At 65.3% G+C, this 18,505-nt stretch carries 15 protein-coding genes; 10 read left to right on the top strand and 5 right to left on the bottom strand.

The window, feature by feature from the left end; genetic code table 11:
- Positions 1-6: 6 nt before the first annotated feature.
- From IVB48_RS26850 to IVB48_RS26825, 6 genes are all read left to right on the top strand, one after another.
- A complete protein-coding gene (locus IVB48_RS26850) occupies positions 7-906 on the top strand; it encodes an ABC transporter permease (RefSeq protein ID WP_247357577.1) in 900 nt (299 codons plus the stop codon).
- A gap of 103 nt (positions 907-1,009) precedes the next feature.
- Complete coding sequence (locus tag IVB48_RS26845; protein ID WP_247404569.1) at positions 1,010-2,749, top strand: ABC transporter ATP-binding protein; 1,740 nt, start codon at positions 1,010-1,012, stop codon at positions 2,747-2,749.
- A 19-nt stretch (positions 2,750-2,768) separates the two neighbouring features.
- Positions 2,769-2,948 (top strand): DUF4089 domain-containing protein, encoded by a 180-nt coding sequence (locus IVB48_RS26840; protein WP_007615797.1) that lies wholly within the window; start codon positions 2,769-2,771, stop codon positions 2,946-2,948.
- A gap of 7 nt (positions 2,949-2,955) precedes the next feature.
- Positions 2,956-4,353, top strand: a complete 1,398-nt coding sequence (locus IVB48_RS26835; RefSeq protein ID WP_247404566.1) for an AtzE family amidohydrolase — start codon at positions 2,956-2,958, stop codon at positions 4,351-4,353.
- A 1-nt stretch (position 4,354) separates the two neighbouring features.
- Positions 4,355-4,747, top strand: coding sequence for an oxalurate catabolism protein HpxZ (hpxZ, locus tag IVB48_RS26830; protein WP_007615793.1), 393 nt, complete (start codon positions 4,355-4,357; stop codon positions 4,745-4,747).
- Positions 4,748-4,751: 4 nt separating this feature from the next.
- Positions 4,752-5,474 carry a GntR family transcriptional regulator gene (locus tag IVB48_RS26825; protein WP_027565933.1) on the top strand — a complete coding sequence of 241 codons (723 nt, stop codon included), beginning with the start codon at positions 4,752-4,754 and terminating at the stop codon, positions 5,472-5,474.
- A 111-nt stretch (positions 5,475-5,585) separates the two neighbouring features.
- Here IVB48_RS26825 and atzF read toward each other — a convergent pair whose 3' ends face one another.
- Complete coding sequence (atzF, locus tag IVB48_RS26820) at positions 5,586-7,403, bottom strand: allophanate hydrolase (protein WP_247404562.1); 1,818 nt, start codon at positions 7,401-7,403, stop codon at positions 5,586-5,588.
- 296 nt (positions 7,404-7,699) lie between these two features.
- Between atzF and IVB48_RS26815 the strand changes: the two genes are divergently transcribed.
- Positions 7,700-9,550 (top strand): feruloyl-CoA synthase, encoded by a 1,851-nt coding sequence (locus tag IVB48_RS26815; protein WP_247404559.1) that lies wholly within the window; start codon positions 7,700-7,702, stop codon positions 9,548-9,550.
- A gap of 287 nt (positions 9,551-9,837) precedes the next feature.
- On the opposite strand, the gene IVB48_RS26810 is transcribed toward IVB48_RS26815, so the two are convergent.
- On the bottom strand, positions 9,838-10,344 hold the full coding sequence (locus tag IVB48_RS26810) for a MarR family winged helix-turn-helix transcriptional regulator (protein WP_247404556.1): 507 nt from the start codon (positions 10,342-10,344) through the stop codon (positions 9,838-9,840).
- An 83-nt stretch (positions 10,345-10,427) separates the two neighbouring features.
- Here IVB48_RS26810 and IVB48_RS26805 point away from each other — a divergent pair, with 83 nt between their 5' ends.
- Complete coding sequence (locus IVB48_RS26805) at positions 10,428-11,648, top strand: cytochrome P450 (protein ID WP_247404553.1); 1,221 nt, start codon at positions 10,428-10,430, stop codon at positions 11,646-11,648.
- A gap of 44 nt (positions 11,649-11,692) precedes the next feature.
- Positions 11,693-12,904, top strand: a complete 1,212-nt coding sequence (locus tag IVB48_RS26800) for an ABC transporter substrate-binding protein (protein ID WP_027565928.1) — start codon at positions 11,693-11,695, stop codon at positions 12,902-12,904.
- Between the two features lie 61 nt (positions 12,905-12,965).
- Here IVB48_RS26800 and IVB48_RS26795 read toward each other — a convergent pair whose 3' ends face one another.
- Positions 12,966-14,228: an NAD(P)/FAD-dependent oxidoreductase gene (locus tag IVB48_RS26795; protein WP_247404550.1), complete on the bottom strand. Its 1,263-nt coding sequence runs from the start codon at positions 14,226-14,228 to the stop codon at positions 12,966-12,968.
- Between the two features lie 297 nt (positions 14,229-14,525).
- On the opposite strand from IVB48_RS26795, the gene IVB48_RS26790 reads away from it, so the two are divergent.
- Positions 14,526-15,698, top strand: coding sequence for an ABC transporter substrate-binding protein (locus IVB48_RS26790; protein ID WP_027514457.1), 1,173 nt, complete (start codon positions 14,526-14,528; stop codon positions 15,696-15,698).
- A gap of 200 nt (positions 15,699-15,898) precedes the next feature.
- On the opposite strand, the gene IVB48_RS26785 is transcribed toward IVB48_RS26790, so the two are convergent.
- Positions 15,899-17,770, bottom strand: a complete 1,872-nt coding sequence (locus tag IVB48_RS26785; RefSeq protein WP_247404547.1) for a sugar phosphate isomerase/epimerase and 4-hydroxyphenylpyruvate domain-containing protein — start codon at positions 17,768-17,770, stop codon at positions 15,899-15,901.
- Entirely contained in the window at positions 17,767-18,504 is a 738-nt protein-coding gene (locus IVB48_RS26780; protein WP_247404542.1) for an ABC transporter ATP-binding protein, read from the bottom strand. The genes IVB48_RS26785 and IVB48_RS26780 overlap by 4 nt, the downstream gene beginning before the upstream one ends.
- Position 18,505: the final 1 nt, after the last annotated feature.

Raw genomic sequence — 18,505 nt, 5'->3', positions numbered from 1 at the left:
GACACAATGAGCTCCGTTGCGCCTGCTGTTGAACCTGTCGGTCCCGCGCGAACGTCAGGGTTCGTCGCGTTGCTCGACCAGACCCGCTACGTGCTCGGCGAAAACAAGGTCACGGGCTTCGCCTTCGCGCTGCTGATCGTGATCCTCCTTGCCGCGATCTTCGGCCCCTATGTGGTGCCGTATGACCCGCTGGCATCCGATACCGCGGCGTCGCTGAAGCCGCCGTCGGCCGCGCACTGGTTCGGCACCGACCAATTGGGCCGCGACATCTTCAGCCGCGTCGTGGTGGCGACGCGGCTCGATACGTTCATCGCGGTCGCCTCCGTCGCGCTGGTGTTCCTGATGGGCGGGCTCGCCGGCATCGCGGCCGGCTATTTCGGCGGCTGGACCGATCGCATCGTCGGCCGCATCGCCGACACCATCATGGCATTCCCGCTGTTCGTGCTCGCCATGGGCATCGTCGCCGCGCTCGGCAATACCGTGCAGAACATCATCCTCGCCACGGCCATCGTGAACTTTCCGCTCTATGCCCGCGTCGCGCGCGCCGAAGCGAACGTGCGCCGGAACGCCGGCTTCGTGCAGGCCGCGCGTCTGTCCGGCAACGGCGAATTCCGCATTCTCCTCGTGCATATCCTGCCGAACATCATGCCGATCATGATCGTGCAGATGTCGCTGACCATGGGCTACGCCATCCTCAATGCCGCCGGCCTCTCGTTCATCGGCCTCGGCGTTCGTCCGCCGACGGCGGAATGGGGCATCATGGTCGCCGAAGGCGCCGGCTTCATGGTGTCAGGCGAATGGTGGATCGCGCTATTCCCGGGCCTCGCTCTGATGATCGCCGTGTTCTGCTTCAACCTTCTCGGTGACGGCCTGCGCGACATCGTCGACCCCCAGCGGAGGACGTGATGGCGAGATTCCGCGCAAATTTTCGCTCAAAATTCTCCAATGAAATCAATCCCGTTCTACTGTGCATGGGGTTGTTTTCGACGTTTTTGTTTGGGAGGTGCCCATGACCGCCCAGCCGCTGCTCGACGTCCAGGACCTCACCGTCGAATTCACCACCCGCCGCGGCATCGTCAAGGCGGTGCAGCACGTCAACATCTCCGTTGCCAAGGGCGAGACGCTGGCGATCGTCGGCGAGTCCGGCTCCGGCAAGTCGGTGACGTCGTACGCGGTGATGCGCATCCTCGACCGCGCGGGGCGGATCGCCGAAGGCTCGGTGATGTTCTCGGGTATCGACGTCAAGGCCGCGACCGAAGACCAGATGCGCGATTTGCGCGGTCGCGAAGTCTCGATGATCTTCCAGAATCCGCGCGCCGCGCTCAACCCGATCCGGAAGGTCGGCGACCAGATCGAGGACGTGCTGCGCACCCATGTCCAGCAGGCCATGGTTTCGGACCGCGGCGAAAAGGCGATCGAGGCGCTGGAGCAGGTCAAGATCGCTCGCCCGCGCGAGCGCTATCACGCCTATCCGTTCGAATTGTCCGGCGGCATGTGCCAGCGCGTCGTCATCGCGCTCGCGCTCGCCTGCAATCCGCAACTGCTGATCGCGGACGAGCCGACGACCGGATTGGACGTCACCACGCAGAAGGCGGTGATGGATCTGATCGTCGAGCTGACCAAGCGCAAGGCAATGTCCACCATCCTGATCACGCATGACCTCGGCCTCGCGGCGGCCTATTGCGACCGCGTCGTGGTGATGGAGAAGGGCAGAGTGGTCGAGGCCGCCAAGGCCGCCGACATCTTCGCCAACCCGCAGCACCCCTACACGAAGAAGCTGATGCGCGCGACGCCGCGCCTCGGCGTGAGCCTGCGGGATCTGTTGCCGGAGGAGGAAGGCTCAGCACTCGCCGCCACGAGCGCAGCATCCGCGGAATTGGCTCCGATCGTCCCGGCGGGCAAGACGCCCCTTCTCCTCATCGACAAGCTCGTCAAGGAATATCCCCGTCAGGGCGCGACCGCGACGCTCGGCAAATTGTTCGGCCGCAAGCCGCCTGTAGAGCCCGATGTGTTCCGCGCCGTCGACGGCATCAGCTTCTCGGTCGGTCACGGCGAGAGCGTCGGCCTGGTCGGCGAGTCCGGCTGCGGCAAATCGACCACGTCGATGATGGTGATGCGGCTGCTGGACCAGACCTCGGGCCTGATCCAGTTCGACGGCGAGGACATCGGCGCCATCGCGCCCGCCGGCTTCGCGCGCCTGCCGCAGCGCAGCCGCATCCAGATGGTGTTCCAGGATCCGACCGACAGCCTCAACCCGCGCTTCACCGCCGTGCGCGCCATCGCCGATCCCATCATGCAGCTCGGTGACATCAGGGGGCGCGACGCGCTCCGCGCTCGCTGCGAGGAGCTCGCCACCATGGTGGGCCTGCCGCACAATCTGCTGGATCGCTTTCCGCACCAATTGTCGGGCGGCCAGAAGGCCCGCGTCGGCATCGCCCGCGCCATCGCCCTGCACCCGAAACTCGTCATCCTGGACGAGCCGACCGCCGCGCTCGACGTTTCGGTCCAGGCCGTGGTCCTCAATCTGCTCCAGGACCTCAAGGCGCGGCTAGGTATGAGTTATCTGTTCGTCTCGCATGATTTGAACGTAGTGCGCTTGCTGTGCGATCGTGTCATTGTCATGCGGTCGGGTCGAATCGTCGAGGAAGGGTCTTCCGAGAGGGTCTTGAGCGATCCGCAGGACGATTACACCAAGGAGCTGCTGACGGCGATCCCGCATCCGCCGCTGCAGACACAGGGCGCACACTGAGAGCTTGTTTGGGAGCGTGATGGCCGAACCGCTGGACGATTATATCGACGCTGTCACCAAAGCGTTGGCGTTGCCCGTCGAGGAAGCATGGAGGTCGTCCATACGCGCCAATCTTGAGGTCTCGCTGCGGCTCGGCCGCCTCGTCGACGAATTCGCGCTGCCGGACGAGACCGAGCCGGCGCCCGTGTTCACGGTCTGACGCCGCCATGACGACCAAGCCAGAGATGACGGCCTCCGAGATCGCGAGCGCGGTTGCCGGCCGCAAGATGTCCGCGCTCGATGCCACCGAAGCCGCGCTTGCGCGCATCAAGCAGCACGACACCATCCTCAATGCGTTCACCGACGTCACCGCCGATCGCGCCCGCGCCAAAGCGCGCGCGATCGATGCCGATATCGCCGCCGCGAAGACCGTCGGCCCATTGGCCGGCGTGCCCTTCGCGGTCAAGAATTTGTTCGACGTCGCGGGCCTCGCCACCCGCGCAGGCTCGAAGATCAACCGCGATCGCGCGCCCGCCAGCCGCGACGCCACGCTGATCGAGCGCATGGAAGCGGCCGGCGCCGTGCTGGTCGGCGCGCTCAACATGGGCGAATACGCCTATGACTTCACCGGGGAGAACGTCCATGACGGTCCCTCGCGCAATCCGCATGACACCACGCGGATGAGCGGCGGCTCCTCTGGCGGTTCGGGCAGTGCCGTGGGCGGCGCGCTGGTGCCGATCGCGCTCGGCTCCGACACCAACGGTTCGATCCGCGTGCCGTCCTCGTTCTGCGGCATCTTCGGCCTGAAGCCGACCTATGGCCGGCTCTCGCGTGCGCGCTCTTTCCCGTTCGTCGCGAGCCTCGATCATCTCGGCCCGTTCGCGCGCTCCGTCACCGATCTCGCGCTGGCCTATGACGCCATGCAGGGGCCGGATGCCGACGACGCCGCCTGCACCACCACACGTGGTCTGGAGCCGACGCTGCCGTTGCTTGCCAATCCGGTTTCGGACCTGCGCATCGCGATCGCCGGCGGCTACTTCCAGACCAATTTGTTTCCGGAAGCAGTCGAAGCCGTCAGCCGCGTCGCCAAGGCGCTGGGCGCAACGCGCGTGGTAGAGGTGCCCGAAGCCGCGCGCGCCCGCGCGGCGGCCTACGTCATCACCACCACCGAGGGCGCCTCGCTGCATCTCGATCGGCTGCGCAAACGCCCGAACGATTTCGATCCCGCCGTGCGCGACCGGCTGATCGCGGGCGCCATGGTGCCGGCGCCGCTGGTCGACCGCGCGCAAAAATTCCGCCGCTGGTATCGCGCGCAGCTCGCGGAGATTTTCAAATCCGTCGACGTGCTGATCGCGCCCGCGACGCCATGCACCGCGCCGAAGCTCGGCCAGGTCAATTTCAATCTTGGCGGCGTCGAGCTGCCGGTGCGCGCCAATATCGGCCTCCACACCCAGCCGATCTCCTTCATCGGCCTCCCCGTGGTCGCCGTGCCGGTGCCGCTCGAGCCGCTGCCGATTGGCGTGCAGATCATCGCCGCGCCCTGGCGCGAGGACATCGCGTTGCGCGTCGCGTACGCGTTGGAGAAGATGGGCGTCGCCGCCGCGCCCAGCCCAAGAGGATTTTGAGATGGAGATCGATCTCCCCGACGTGATCGCGGACGTCAAAGCCGCGTTCGAGCGCTACGAGCAGGCCCTGATCACCAACGACGTCGCGGTGCTCGGCGAGCTCTTCCGCAACGATCCCCGCACGCTGCGCTATGGCATCGGCGAGAACCTGTACGGCTATGAAGCGATCTCCGGCTTTCGCGCCGGGCGCTCGCCGGTCGGCCTCAATCGCCGCACCGCGAAAACCGTGATCACCAGCTATGGCCGCGACACCGCGGTCGCCTCCACCCTGTTCTATCGCGACACGATGCCGGGCAAGGTCGGCCGGCAGATGCAGACCTGGGTAAAGTTCCCGGAGGGCTGGCGCGTCGTCGCCGCCCATGTCAGCATCATCGACGAGTCGAAAGAGACCTGACCGTATGACGCTTGACGATCTTCCGCCCGGAGCGCTGCCGGCCGAACCGGCGGTGCCGCGTGTCGACCGGGCGTCGCCATCAGCGCACAAGGTGACGCGCGCCGAGGAGCTGCGCCTGCAGCTCGCCGACGAGATCGTGCGCGGAGCTCTGCCACCCGGTGCGCCGCTTGACGAAACCGACATCGCGCGCCGCTTCAGCGTCTCCCGCACGCCGGTGCGGGAAGCCCTGCGCCAGCTCGTGGCAAGCGGCCTCGTCGAAGCGCGCGCCCATCGCGGCGCGGTGGTGGCGCAGCCCTCGTTCGAACGGCTGACGGGCATGTTCGAGGCGATGGCGGAGCTGGAAGCGCTGTGCGCGGGCCTTGCCGCCGAACGCATGTCAGCTGCCGAGCGTCACGGTCTGGAAGCCATCCACGAAGAGCTGCGGGTGTTGAGCTACGCCGGCAACCCCGATCGCTTCCACGAAGTCAACGAGCGCTTCCACAATGCGATCTATGCGGGATCGCAGAACGGCTACATCGCCGAGATCACGCTGGCGACGCGCGTGCGCGTGCAGCCGTTCCGCCGCGCCCAGTTCCGCAATCTCGGACGTCTCGCCAAGTCGCAAGCGGAACACGATCGCGTCGTCGTCGCCATCATGCGCGGCGACAAGCAGGGCGCCGCCGCCGCGATGCGTGCGCATATCGAGCTGGTGCGCGGGGAGTACGAGATCTACGCGGTGTCGGTTTAGGGCCGCGCGCACGGTGCCGTAGGGTGGGCAAAGGCGCAAAGCGCCGTGCCCACCATCCACCCAAGCTGACGGTGATGGTGGGCACGCTTCGCTTTGCCCGCCCTACGAGACCTACGCTGTCGCAGCTTCCGCCATATACTTCCGCCAGCCGCCATACGCGGTGATGTCGCGAGCCTCGCCCAGCACCTCGGGCTCGACGAGAAATCCCTTCACGCTGCGGCCATCCGCCAGCCGCACGGTGCCGATCGCCATCGGCGCGGGAATCGCGTTGACGAACTTGCCGAAGGCGGACGACGACAGCGACCAGATCTCCAGCTCGATCGACGCGCCCTTGCCGGCCTCGACGCGCAGCATGCCCGGCTTCGGCGGCGTGGTCTTCAATGCGTAGAGCTTGTAGTCCGCCGCGGTCCTGGTCGCCTCGATCAGCTGGCCTTTCAGCGCTTTCAACTCGCTGTTCAGCACCATGCCGGACAGATGCGCGCCGACTACGGCGATGGGAATCTCGTCGCTGCTATCAGCGGCAAGCGGCGCCAGCGCGGGTTGCGCCACGCCCTTTGCGCCAAGCGTCAGTTTGGTATCGGCATGGAACACGCGCCCGATGCTGGCGAGCAGCGCATCGTGTCCGGTGGGAGCAAGGAGCGTGATGCCGAACGGGATGCCGTCGGCACGCATCGCCGCCGGCAGCGCGAGACCGCAGAGGTCGAGCAGATTGACAAAATTGGTATAGGTGCCGAGCCGGCTGTTGAGCTCGACCGGATTGGCCAGCACCTGCGCGGTCGTATAGGCCGTCGGCGCCGTCGGCAGCACCAGCGCGTCGATATTGGTGAAGGTGCGCTCGGCGATCTTGCGCAGGCCCTGCAGACGATAGAGCGCGGAGAAGGTGTCCGCCGCCGTCAACCGCGCACCGGCCGCGGTGATCTCGCGCGTCACGGGATGGATGGCATCCGGCGCGGACGCCAGCAGGTCGCGGATCACGAGATAGCGCTCCGTGACCCACGGTCCCTCGTAGAGCAGTCGGGCCGTCTCATAGAACGGCTCGAGGTCGAACTCGACGAGCGTTGCCCCAAGCGCGGTCCAGCGCTTCAGCGCCTCGGCGTAAGCCGCTTCCGCCTTCTTGTCGCCGAAGAAGATCAACTGTCCGCTGCGCGGCACGCCCAGGCGCAGGTTTGCCGGAAGCGGGGTGATCGCGCCAAGCGGCCGGTCGCGCGAGAACGGATCGGCCTGATCGGGACCTGCCATCACGGAGAGCGCCAGCGCGGCGTCGTCCACGGTCAGGGCGAACACCGAGATACAGTCGAGCGTCCGGCACGCCGGCACCAGGCCAGCGGTCGAAATCATGCCGAGGCTCGGCTTGAGACCGACGATGTTGTTGAGCATCGCCGGCACGCGGCCGCTGCCGGCGGTGTCGGTACCTAACGACAGTGGCACCAGCCCAGCGCCGACGGCGGCGGCCGATCCCGAGCTTGATCCGCCGGGAATGAGGTCATCGCGGATCGCGTTCCTGGGGATGCCGTAGGGCGAGCGCACGCCGACAAGGCCGGTCGCGAACTGGTCGAGATTGGTCTTGCCGATGATGATCGCGCCGGCGGCGCGCAGCCGCGCAACCGCGGTCGAATCGTGTGTCGGGATGTACGAGAAGGCCGGGCACGCCGCGGTGGTCGGAAATCCCAGCGCGTCGATATTGTCCTTCACCACCACCGGCACGCCATAGAGCCGCAGGCTGGCGGCCTCCTTGGTGGCGAGCTTCTCGGCCTCGGCGATCGCGTCCTTTTCGTCGCGCAGGCTGATGAAGACGGCGGGATCATTGTGGTCGCGGACGCGCTGATAGGTGCGTGCGACCGTCTGCGCCGGCGTGAGCGTGCCCGCGCGATGCGCGGCCACGATCGCGGCGATCGTTTCAGGCTGCTCAGCCCCCATTTCAGCCTTCATGGCGACAAATCTCCGGCTACGTCTCTTCACCCCGATCGAAGCAAGCGATGTGCCATTGTGTACAGAATCCGGGCAGGACAAGTGCTGCGGATATTACCGAGAGATCAGTGGCTTGTGGGATATTTCGAGCGCTGGCGGAGCTTCGTGTCAGCGCCCTGTTACGAGCATTTGCGCAAATAATGGGCAGCTCAACGGGCCTGAGCTTGCGCCCCAACAATTGTCATGGCCAACATGCAGGCCAACGTGGTCCGCGACGAGGCTGCGGCCGATCCCGGCTTCCGGGCGAGGAGGAAACCATGACAACCGCCCCTCGCGGTGATGCTGCGAGCCTGTTCGCGACACCCAGAACCGTTGCCGAGCATCGCGCCGACGGCAGCATCGTGCTGCGCTCGCCCGAGCCGCTGCGCGATGGCGCGCGCTGCATCGGCGACTGGCTGGAGCAATGGGCGCGGCAGAGGCCCGATACGATTTTCCTCGCCGAGCGCAGCAGTGCCGAATTGCCATGGACCACCGTCACCTACGCGCAGGCGCTGCGCCAGGTGCGCGCGGCAGCGTCCTGGATTCTGGCGCAAGGTCTCAGTCCGGAGCGCCCGCTCGCGATCCTCTCCGACAACAGCATCGATCACGCGCTGCTGGCACTGGCGGTTCAGCATGTCGGCGTGCCCTCGGCGGCGATCTCGCCGGCCTATTCCCTGATGTCAAAGGACTTTGACAAGCTCAAGAGCATGATCACGCTGCTGGAGCCGGGCGCCATCTATGTTTCCGCGACGAGGCCGTTTGCGGCGGCGCTGGCCGCGATCAAGCCTCTGCATAGCGCGCGGATCATCAGCGGCAATGCAGACGATGCCGATGCGCTGGCCTTCCGCACCATCGCGGCAACGCCCGAGAGCGCCGACGTCGCAAAGGCCTTCGCCGCGGTGACGCCCGCGACGATCGCAAAGCTCCTGTTCACTTCGGGCTCGACCGGCACGCCGAAGGCGGTCATCAACACCCAGCGCATGCTGACGTCCAGCCAGCAGGCCAAGGCCCAGACGTGGACCTTTCTCGAACAGGCGCGCGAGGATCTCGTCATTCTCGACTGGCTGCCCTGGAGCCATACGTTCGGCGCCAACCACAATTTCAATCTCGTGCTGCGCAACGGCGGCTCGCTCCATATCGACGGCGGCAAGCCGGCGCCCGGCCTGTTTGCGGCGTCACTCGCCAATCTCAGAAGCGTGATGCCGACGGTCTATTTCAACGTGCCGCGCGGCTTCGACATGTTGATCACGGCGCTGCGCGCAGACGAGGAGCTGTGTCGCCGCTTCTTCAGCGAGGTGAAATTCGCCTTCTACGCGGGGGCTGCGCTGCCGCAGAATCTCTGGGACGCGCTGGAAGAACTTTCCGTCAAGACTGTTGGCCGCGCGATGCCGATGGTCTCGGCGTGGGGCTCGACCGAGACGTCGCCGCTGGCGACCGACTGCCATTTCCTCGCGGAGCGCTCGGGCAATATCGGCGTGCCCATCCCCGGCACCGAATTGAAACTCGTGACCTCCGGCGACAAGCTGGAGGTGCGCGTGCGCGGCCCCAACGTCACGCCGGGCTATTGGAAGGCGCCGGAGCTGACCAGGCAGGCGTTTGACGACGAGGGCTTTTATCTCATTGGTGATGCCGTGAAGTTCGCCGATGCGAACCAGCCTGAGCGCGGCCTGTTCTTCGATGGCCGTGTCGCGGAGGACTTCAAGCTCAATTCCGGCACCTGGGTCAGCGTCGGCACGCTGCGCCTCGCCGGCATCGCCGCGCTGGCGCCGCTCGCGCAGGACATCGTCGTCACCGGCCATGGCGGCGACGAGGTGCGTTTCCTGGTGTTCCCGAACATCGCCGCGTGCCGCGCGCATGCCGGTTTGCCCGAGACCGCGAACCTGAACGAATTGCTCGCGCATGACAAGGTCAGAGCCGCGATCGCGCAGGGTCTGGCGAAACTCAAGCAACACGGCGCCAACTCCTCCGGCCACGCCACGCGCGCCCTGCTGCTCGTCGAGCCGCCATCGGTGGACGGCGGTGAGATCACCGACAAGGGCTACATCAACCAGCGCGCGGTGCTGACGCGCCGCGCCGATGCGGTAGCGCGGTTGGATGACGATGTCTCGGGTGAGTGGATCGGTCTGTAGCAGTTGAAACGGCAGCTCTTCGCGTAGGTGGGCGGCCGTAGGCCTCCTCTCGCAATGACGGGCTGAAAACAGCTCGCCGTTAGGCCAGCCAACCTGCCGCATTATCCTGCATGATTCTTTTGTTGCCTAAGCAACTAATTTATGCGAACCGTTCCAACCAAGGATGACGGCGGGAGGAACCGCCGCGTCGGATTCTGGAGGAAGCAATGCTCGGCAGAGAGAGTGCCGCCGGCGAATGCTGGCGCATGCCTGGACATGAGAGAGGTCCGCGTACCGCGCGTGCTCCGTCAGGTCTCGGTGCTGCCGGTCACCGCGCCGAGATTTTCGTGCAGGCGGCGCAACAGCTCGATCAGCACCTCGCGCTCGTCCTTGTCCAGGCAGGACAACAGGCGCCGTTCGCGCTCGAATGCGGCGACGATCACCTTGTCATGGATGGCGCGGCCCTTCGCCGTCAGCGCGATCGAATGGGTGCGCCCGTCGTTGGGATCGGTGCGGATCGAGATCAGCCCCCGCTTTTCCAGACCAGCCAGCGTCCGGCTCACCGGGCCCTTGTCGAAACCAATGACGTGGCAGATGCGCGAGGCGGGAATGCCGGGCTCGATCGCCAGCAGCGACATGATCCGCCATTCCGTGACGTTGACGCCGAACTCTCGCTGATAGAACGCGGTGGCGCTGTTCGAGAGCTTGTTGGCGATGAAGGTGATGAACGCGGGGACGTAGCGGTCGAGATCGAGCGTCGGTCCCGTGTCGGCGGGCGCAGGTTTTTGGCGGGCTCTGGTCGAAGACGGCGGCATGTCGGGATTCTGTCTCGCGGCGTGTCTGGAGACCTAAAGGTAAGCGCGGCCCTTTCACAAGATCAAAATGAGGGGGGACTTCAATGAGCACTTCCAGCTCCCCGGAAATCAACGGTTCGTCGGCCGCCCCGCATCTCGACGTCGATCCCTTCGCGATGGAGTTTTTTGCCGACCCCTATCCCACGCATGAGCTGCTGCGAGAGGCGGGACCGGTCGTCTATCTCGACAAGTGGAACGTCTATGGCGTGGCGCGCTATGCCGAAGTTCATGCCGTGCTGAACGATCCCGCGACCTTCTGCTCCAGCCGCGGCGTCGGCCTGTCCGACTTCAAGAAGGAGACGCCGTGGCGGCCGCCAAGCCTGATCCTCGAAGCCGATCCACCCGCGCACGCCCGCACCCGCGCCGTGCTCTCGAAGGTGCTGTCGCCGACGGTGATGAAGGGGCTCCGCGACCGCTTTGCCGCGGCAGCGGAAGAGCGTGTGGACGCTTTGCTGGAGAAGCGCAGCTTCGATGCCATCACGGACCTCGCCGAAGCCTATCCGCTGTCGATCTTCCCGGATGCGCTCGGGCTGAAGCCTGAGGGACGCGAGAATCTCATTCCCTATGCGAGCGTGGTGTTCAACGCCTTCGGCCCGCCGAACCAGTTGCGCAACGAGGCGATCGCGCGCTCGGCGCCGCACCAGGCCTATGTTACCGAGCAGTGCCAGCGGGACAACCTCACGCCCGGCGGCATCGGCGCCTGCATCCACGCTCATGTCGACGAGGGTGCCATCACCGCGACCGAAGCGCCGCTGCTGGTGCGTTCGCTGCTGTCGGCGGGCCTCGACACCACCGTCAACGGCATCGGTGCAGCGGTCTACTGTCTCGCGCGCTTCCCGGAGCAGTGGCAGCGCTTGCGCGGCGATTTCACGCTGGCGCGCAACGCTTTCGAGGAGGCCGTCCGTTTTGAAAGTCCGGTGCAGACCTTCTTCCGCACGACAACGCGCGAGGTCGATCTGTCAGGCGCGACTATCGGTGAGGGCGAGAAGGTGTTGATGTTCCTGGCGGCTGCCAATCGCGATCCGCGGCGCTGGGACAAGCCGGACAGCTACGACGTCACCCGCCGCACGTCGGGCCATGTCGGCTATGGCTCAGGTATTCACATGTGCGTCGGTCAGCTGGTCGCGCGGCTCGAAGGCGAGACAATGCTCGCGGCTCTGGCCCGCCGGATCGCGAAGATCGAGATCACGGGCGAGCCACAGCGCCGTTTCAACAACACGCTGCGCGGGCTCGACAGCCTGCCTGTAACCATCACGCCGGGCTGACGCTGCCGGCATCGCAAATAATCAATACGACAGGGGAGGGACCAATGAAGAACTTGAAGTGGACGCTTGCGCTGGCCGCGAGCCTGATTGGCGGCGCGGCAAATGCCGAGATCTCCGACAATGTCGTGCGCGTCGGCGTGCTCAACGACATCTCCGGCATCTTCCAGGATACCAACGGCATGGGCTCGGTCGAGGCCGCGCGCATGGCCGCTGAGGACTTCAACGGCGGCGGCAAAGGCATCAAGGTCGACATCGTCTACGCCGATCACCAGAACAAGGCCGATGTCGGCAACGCCATCGCGCGCAAATGGCTCGATGTCGAGGGCGTCGACGCCATTGTCGACGTGCCGAATTCGGCGGTCGGCCTCTCCATCAACACGCTGCTGCGCGGCAGCCGCATGACGTTTCTCGCATCATCTACCGCGAGCTCCGATCTCACCGGCAAGGCCTGCTCGCCCAACACCATCCAGTGGGTCAACGACGCCTGGGCGACCGGCAACACCACGGCGGCCGCGATGATGTCGCGCGGCGGCAAGGACTGGTATTTCCTCACGGTCGATTACGCGCTCGGCAAGGGCATCGAGGCGGAAGCCCAGAAATACATCGAGGCGCATGGCGGCAAGGTGTTGGGCTCCAGCAAGCATCCGCTCGGCACGTCCGACTTCGCGTCGTTCCTGTTGCAGGCGCAGGGCTCCAAGGCCCAGGTGATCGGGCTCGCCAATGCCGGCGGCGACACCATCAACGCGGTGAAGCAGGCGGCCGAGTTCGGGATCCAGCAGGGCGGACAAAAGCTCGTCGCCTTCCTGCTCTTCATCAACGACGTCCACGGCATGGGCATCAAGGTCGCGCAAGGGCTCCAACTCATGGAGGCCTTCTACTGGGACATGAACGACGACACCCGCGCCTTCGCCAAGCGGTTCGCGGCGCGGCCCGGCATGAACGGCAAGATGCCGAGCGGCAACCAGGCCGGGGTCTATGCCTCCACGCTCGCTTATCTCAACGCGGTCGCCGCCACCGGCAGCGACAATGCCAAGGATGCCGTGCCCGAGATGAAGAAGTTCAAGGGCAAGGACAAATTGTTCGGCGACACCACGATCCGCCAGGACGGCCGCGTCGTGCATCCGATGTATCTGTTCGAGGTGAAGAAGCCGGAGGAGTCGAAATATCCGTACGATTATTACAAGCTGGTTTCGACGATCTCTGCGGAGCAGGCGTTCCGCCCGCTGGCGGAAGGCGGCTGTGAGCTGGTGAAATAGGGGCGGCGAGCGCGCCTCACTTAACCTCTCCCCGTAAGAACGGGGAGAGGGAGAAGAAGCCCTACACCACCTTACTACTTCCCTGCGTGATCAGCCGGGCGGCGCGCTGGTCGCGGGCGTAGATCCAGAGCCAGCTCAGCGCGACGCTGAGGCGGTGGCGCAAGCCGATCAGGAAGTAGATGTGGGCAATGCCCCAGATCCACCACGCGATGGTGCCGCGCAGCTTGATGCGGCCGAAGTCGATCACCGCGAGCCGCTTGCCGATCTGCGCGAGGCTGCCGGAGTGCTTGTAGCGGAACGGGCCGGTCGGCTCTTTGCGCAGCCGGGCCTTGATGGTCTCGGCCACGTGACGGCCCTGCTGCTTGGCGGCGGGCGCGATGCCGGGCACGGGCTTGCCGTCCCAGGCGTTGATCAAAACGGTATCGCCGATCGCAAAGATTTCGGGATGACCGGGGATCGTAAGATCGTCTTCGACCTGCACGCGCCCGGCACGATCGGCCGGTGCGCCCAGCCACTCGGCCGCGGGCGAGGCGCGCACGCCGGCGGCCCAGATTCGTGTCTTGGCTTCGAGCAGTTTGCCGCCGAACACCACGCCCTCGCGATTGATCTCGGTGACGGCCTGTCCGAGCACGACCTCGACACCGATTTTCTCCAGCGAGGCCTGCGCGTAGGCCGAAAGGTCATCGGGGAAGCCTGCGAGCACGCGCGGACCCGCCTCGATCAGCACCACGCGCGCCTTGTTGGTGTCGATGTTGCGGAAGTCGGCGGGCAGTGTGTGATGCGCCATCTCCGCGATGGTACCGGCGAGCTCGACGCCGGTGGGGCCGGCGCCGACGATGACGAAAGTCAGCCGCGCCGCGCGCTTTTCCGGATCGGTCTCGCGCTCGGCGCGCTCGAACGCCACCAGGATGTGACGGCGCAGCGTCGTCGCGTCCTCCAGCGTCTTCAGGCCCGGCGCAAACTGCTCCCATTCGTCGTGGCCGAAATAGGCGTGCCGCGCACCGGTGGCGAGCACCAGCGTGTCGTAAGGCACCTCGCTGCCGTCGTCGATCAGCACGCAACGCCTGTCGGCATCGACGCCGCTGACGGTCGCAAACAGCGTCGTCACATCGCGCCGGTCGCGCATCAGGTGCCGGACCGGCCATGCGATCTCGCTGGTGGCGAGCGAGGCGGTCGCGACCTGGTAGAGCAGCGGTTGAAACAAATGATGGTTGCGGCGGTCGATCAGCGTGATCTCGACCGGGCTGCCGGCGAGCCGGTAGGTCGTCTCCAGCCCGCCGAAGCCGGCTCCGACGATGACGACGCGATGCGGTGTCGTGGTCATGATGCGCCCCTCCGAATCTCGCGGCTCTATCCTCATCTAAACGCTGATCGGGCGCCGCGGTCCAATAGCCGTCATCAATCGCTGGATAGGCCTGACGTATCGATATCCCGCGAAAAAGCGCCGCAGCCCTCGCCGAAGTGAGTAGAACTATATTTCTTGCCATTAACGATCGGGGCGAAATATGGTGCAGGGCGGGCGCTGAGCCATTGGCGGCGCGACAGATTTTGCGTTCAATAGAGATGACCCGGGGCGGCAATCACCCCGCTTCCGGGCATAATAATATGGAGGGGAGTGGTTATGAGGACGGCATTCTGGCTGGCGGGCGCAGCGGCGCTGGTGCTGGCAGGCCCGGCATCCGCCGGCGACACCATCAAGATCGGATTCGTTTCGACCTTCAGCGGCCCGACCGCCGTGATCGGCAACGACATGCGCAACTCGTTCGAGCTCGCGCTGGATCACATCGGCCGCAAGATGGACGGCAAGCCGGTCGAGGTGATTTACGAGGACGACGGACAGAAGCCCGACGTCGGCAAGCAGAAGACCGAGAAGCTGGTGCAGTCCGACAAGGTCGACTTCATCGTCGGCTACATCTGGTCGAACGTGCTGCTGGCCTCGCTCAAGACCGCCGTGGATTCGCAGACCATCCTGATCTCGGCCAATGCCGGTCCGTCGCAGCTCGCCGGCGAGCTCTGCTCGCCTTATGTGTTCTCGACCTCCTGGCAGAACGACCAGACGCCGGCCGCCATGGGCCTCTACATGAACCAGAAGGGCGTCAAGAGCGTCTTCCTGATCGGCCCGAACTACGCCGCCGGCAAGGACATGCTCGCGGGCGTGAAGAGCACGTTCAAGGGCGAGGTCAAGGGCGAGGAATACACGGTCTGGCCGAGCCAGCTCGACTTCTCCGCCGAGCTCTCCAAGGCGCGCGCCTCGGGTGCCGAGTCGATCTTCGTGTTCTATCCCGGTGCAGCCGGCGTGCAGTTCCTCAACCAATATGCGCAAGCCGGGCTGAAGAGCACGATGCCGCTCTACACGGCGTTCACCGTCGACGAGCTGTCGCTGCCGCTGCAAAAGGAGAACGCGCTCGGCGTTCCCGGCGCGCAGGAATGGGTGAATGATCTGCCCAACGAGCAGAACAAGCGCTTCGTCGCCGACTATCGCAAGAAGTACCCCGGCCTGCGCCCGACCTATTACGGCGCGCAAGCCTATGACGCGGCCCAGCTCATCAACAGCGCGGTGGTCGCGGTGAAGGGCGACACCAGCAAGAAGGACGCGATGAAAGCCGAGATGGAGAAGGCCAACTTCAAGTCGCTACGCGGCCCCTTCAAGTACGGCAAGAACCACATCCCGGTGCAGAACTTCTATCTTCAGGACGTGGTCAAGGACGGCGAAGGCCAGCTCTCGCTGAAGACGGTCGCGACCATCGTTGAAAACGACCAGGATCGCTTCCACGACAAATGCGCGATGAAGTGAGCTGATTGCTTCTCCCTCTCTCCGTTCTTGCGGGGAGAGGGAACGGGTCAGGGGCGGCCTTTACGAGTTGTCCTGTCGCCGCACACTCACAGTCCCTCCACGTCATTGCGAGCGCAGCGAAGCAATCCAGAATCCTTCCGTGGAAAGACTCTGGATTGCTTCGTCGCTTCGCTCCTCGCAATGACGGCTCTCGGTAGAGACTACACCCGCGGCATGCTCACAGGCCGCACCTCGCGCGCTTGCGCCGCGAGCCTGATCCCGGCATTGGCCGCGCCGAAGCCCTGATAATCCCGTCGCTCCACGATCTCGAAGAAGAAACGCTCGTCGAAGATGTGGGTGTAGACCTGAAAGAACTCCCCGTCGCCTTCGCGGTCGTAGAGAATGTGGTTGGCGCGCAGCTGCGCCATCAGCTCGGGCGCGAGGTCGTATTTGGCTTCGATGTCGTCGTAGTAATTATCCGGGATATCCAGGAAATCCGCGCCGCGCTTGCGCATCTCCGCGACCGCCGCAAAAATGTCCCGGCACGTGAACGCGACGTGCTGCACGCCCGAGCCGAAAAACTCGGAGATGAAGCGGGCCGGCAGCGTGCGGTTGGCGGATGAGCCGTTGAGCACGAAGCGCAGGCTCTGGTCGCCGTTGACGACGGCCTGGCTTTGCACGAGGCCCCTGGGATCGGCGATCTCCATCTGCGGCAGCCGCTCGAGGTCGAGGATGCCGGTGTAGAACAGCAGCCAGGACAGCATCTCGTCATAGGGCATCGACTGCGCGATGTGATCGACGGCCAGCAGGGCGTCCGCGCGAGCGTCGCTCGGAATTTGTTCGAAATCCGTGTCCCAGTTCTTGCCGGCTTGGTCGAGGAAATACAGCAGGCTGCCGCCGACGCCGTGGATTGCGGGAATCTCGAGCTCGCCCGGTCCGACAGGCTGGTAGAAGGTGCGCGCTTTCAGTGTTTCGGCGCGCTGCATGACGAGGCCGGCATTGTCGACGTCGAGCGCAATGGCGCAGACGCCGGGGCCGTGCGTCACGTAGTGCGAATGCGCAAAGCCGTCGGTCTCGGAGTTGACGACGAGCTCGACCTTGCCTTGCGACCAGCGCTCCACCGCCTTGCTGCGATGCTTGCCGGTCTTGCGGAAACCGAGTTGCGCGAGCAGGCGGGCGAGTTCGCCGGCCTTGGTTTCGTTGACGGCAAACTCGATGAAGCCCGTGCCGCGACTTCTGGGCTTCGGCACCAAGGGCTCGCTGGTGAGCTTTGGCCAATCCGGTGCAAGCTGGTCTTCCAGCAGGATCAGCGAACGCAGGCCGTCGACCGCGGTCTGCACGGCCGAGCCGGCGCGGAATTGGTCGTTGAAGATCTCCAGCGACAGCGGTCCGGCATAGCCGGTTGCCGCGATCGCCGCCATGAACTCGCCGACCGACAGGTCGCCCTGACCGGGAAAGGAGCGGAAGTGCCGGCTCCACGACAAGATGTCGAGCTCGAGCTTCGGCGCGTCCGCAAGCTGGATCAGGAAGATCTTGTCGCCGGGGATCGAGGCCATCGCGCGGACTGGAAAGCCGGGGGCCAGTGCGTGAAAGCTGTCGAGGATGACACCGATCGCGGGGTGTTCGGCGCGCCGCACGATTTCCCATGCATCGCGGTAGTCGTTGACGTGGCGTCCCCAGGCCAATGCCTCGTAGCCGACCCGCAAAGATCGTTTGGCCGCGCGCTCGCCAAGCTCGCGAAAATCATCCGCGGCACGGTCGATGCCGCCGAGCGAGGCCGGCGACACGTTGGAGCAGATCAGCAGCAGATCGGTCCCGAGCTCCTGCATCAGGTCGAACTTGCGTTCGGCGCGGGCAAAGTTGCGCGAACGCTGCGGCTCCGGCATGCCCTCGAAATCGCGGAACGGCTGAAACGCGCAGATCTCGAGATTGAGGTCCTTGCAGAGTTTTGCGATGTCGCGCGGGCCGGCGCCGAACGACAGTAGATCGTTCTCGAAAATCTCGACCGCGTCGAAGCCTGCAGACGCGATGGCGCGGAGCTTCTCGTCAAGGGCGCCGGAGAGAGAGACCGTTGCGATCGAGCGTTTACTCATGCTGCGTTGTCCTCCATCGCGCCGCCCAGGAACAATTGTCCGATGCGGGGATCATTCAAAATGCGCTTCGCGCCGTCGATCATCCGGGTCTGGCCGAGCTCGAGCACGATGCCGATGTCGGATATCTCCAGCGCCGAGCGTGCGTTCTGCTCGATCATCAGAATGGTGACACCGCGGTCGCGCAGGCTCTTCAGGATGTCGAAAGTCTGCTGCACCATCAGTGGCGACAGGCCGATTGAGGGCTCGTCGATCAGCACGAGCTTCGGTTCGAGCAGCAGCGAGCGGGCGATTTCGAGCTGTTTCTGCTCGCCGCCGGACAGCGTGGAGGCCTGCTGCGTCGATTTCCGCCGTAGCGCCGGGAACAGGTCGAGCGCGGCCTCGATCCTGCTCCGCAGGTCGATGCCCTTGCCGGCGGAAACGCCGCCGAGCTCGATATTGTGGCGCACCGACAGTTCGGGAAAGATGTTGCGGCCCTGCGGCACGTAGCAGATGCCGGCATTGAGCAGCGCGCGCTGGCCCAAATGGGTGACGTCGCGGCCGGCGAAGTTGATCTTGCCCTCGCGCAGCTTGAGCAGGCCGAAGATCGCCTTGAACACGGTGGACTTGCCGGCGCCGTTCGGGCCGATGATGGTGGTGATGGTGGCCTGCGGCACCGCGAAGGTGGTGCCGTTCAGGATCGTCATCTTGCCGTAGCCGCCGACGAGATTGTGAACCGAGAGGATCGGATCGCTCATG

The organism is Bradyrhizobium sp. 76 (genome assembly GCF_023073025.1).
GTDB lineage: Bacteria > Pseudomonadota > Alphaproteobacteria > Rhizobiales > Xanthobacteraceae > Bradyrhizobium.
This window is presented reverse-complemented; position numbering and strand designations above follow the sequence as displayed.

What these genes read in the sequence shown, in the direction of transcription:
- IVB48_RS26785 (WP_247404547.1), bottom strand. Translation starts at nt 17,770, where the DNA reads ATGAGTAAACGCTCGATCGCAACGGTCTCTCTCTCCGGCGCCCTTGAC.
- IVB48_RS26795 (WP_247404550.1), bottom strand. Translation starts at nt 14,228, where the DNA reads ATGACCACGACACCGCATCGCGTCGTCATCGTCGGAGCCGGCTTCGGC.
- IVB48_RS26780 (WP_247404542.1), bottom strand. Translation starts at nt 18,504, where the DNA reads ATGAGCGATCCGATCCTCTCGGTTCACAATCTCGTCGGCGGCTACGGC.
- IVB48_RS26840 (WP_007615797.1), top strand. Translation starts at nt 2,769, where the DNA reads ATGGCCGAACCGCTGGACGATTATATCGACGCTGTCACCAAAGCGTTG.
- atzF (WP_247404562.1), bottom strand. Translation starts at nt 7,403, where the DNA reads ATGAAGGCTGAAATGGGGGCTGAGCAGCCTGAAACGATCGCCGCGATC.
- IVB48_RS26815 (WP_247404559.1), top strand. Translation starts at nt 7,700, where the DNA reads ATGACAACCGCCCCTCGCGGTGATGCTGCGAGCCTGTTCGCGACACCC.
- IVB48_RS26850 (WP_247357577.1), top strand. Translation starts at nt 7, where the DNA reads ATGAGCTCCGTTGCGCCTGCTGTTGAACCTGTCGGTCCCGCGCGAACG.
- IVB48_RS26805 (WP_247404553.1), top strand. Translation starts at nt 10,428, where the DNA reads ATGAGCACTTCCAGCTCCCCGGAAATCAACGGTTCGTCGGCCGCCCCG.
- IVB48_RS26790 (WP_027514457.1), top strand. Translation starts at nt 14,526, where the DNA reads ATGAGGACGGCATTCTGGCTGGCGGGCGCAGCGGCGCTGGTGCTGGCA.
- hpxZ (WP_007615793.1), top strand. Translation starts at nt 4,355, where the DNA reads ATGGAGATCGATCTCCCCGACGTGATCGCGGACGTCAAAGCCGCGTTC.
- IVB48_RS26845 (WP_247404569.1), top strand. Translation starts at nt 1,010, where the DNA reads ATGACCGCCCAGCCGCTGCTCGACGTCCAGGACCTCACCGTCGAATTC.
- IVB48_RS26825 (WP_027565933.1), top strand. Translation starts at nt 4,752, where the DNA reads ATGACGCTTGACGATCTTCCGCCCGGAGCGCTGCCGGCCGAACCGGCG.
- IVB48_RS26835 (WP_247404566.1), top strand. Translation starts at nt 2,956, where the DNA reads ATGACGACCAAGCCAGAGATGACGGCCTCCGAGATCGCGAGCGCGGTT.
- IVB48_RS26810 (WP_247404556.1), bottom strand. Translation starts at nt 10,344, where the DNA reads ATGCCGCCGTCTTCGACCAGAGCCCGCCAAAAACCTGCGCCCGCCGAC.
- IVB48_RS26800 (WP_027565928.1), top strand. Translation starts at nt 11,693, where the DNA reads ATGAAGAACTTGAAGTGGACGCTTGCGCTGGCCGCGAGCCTGATTGGC.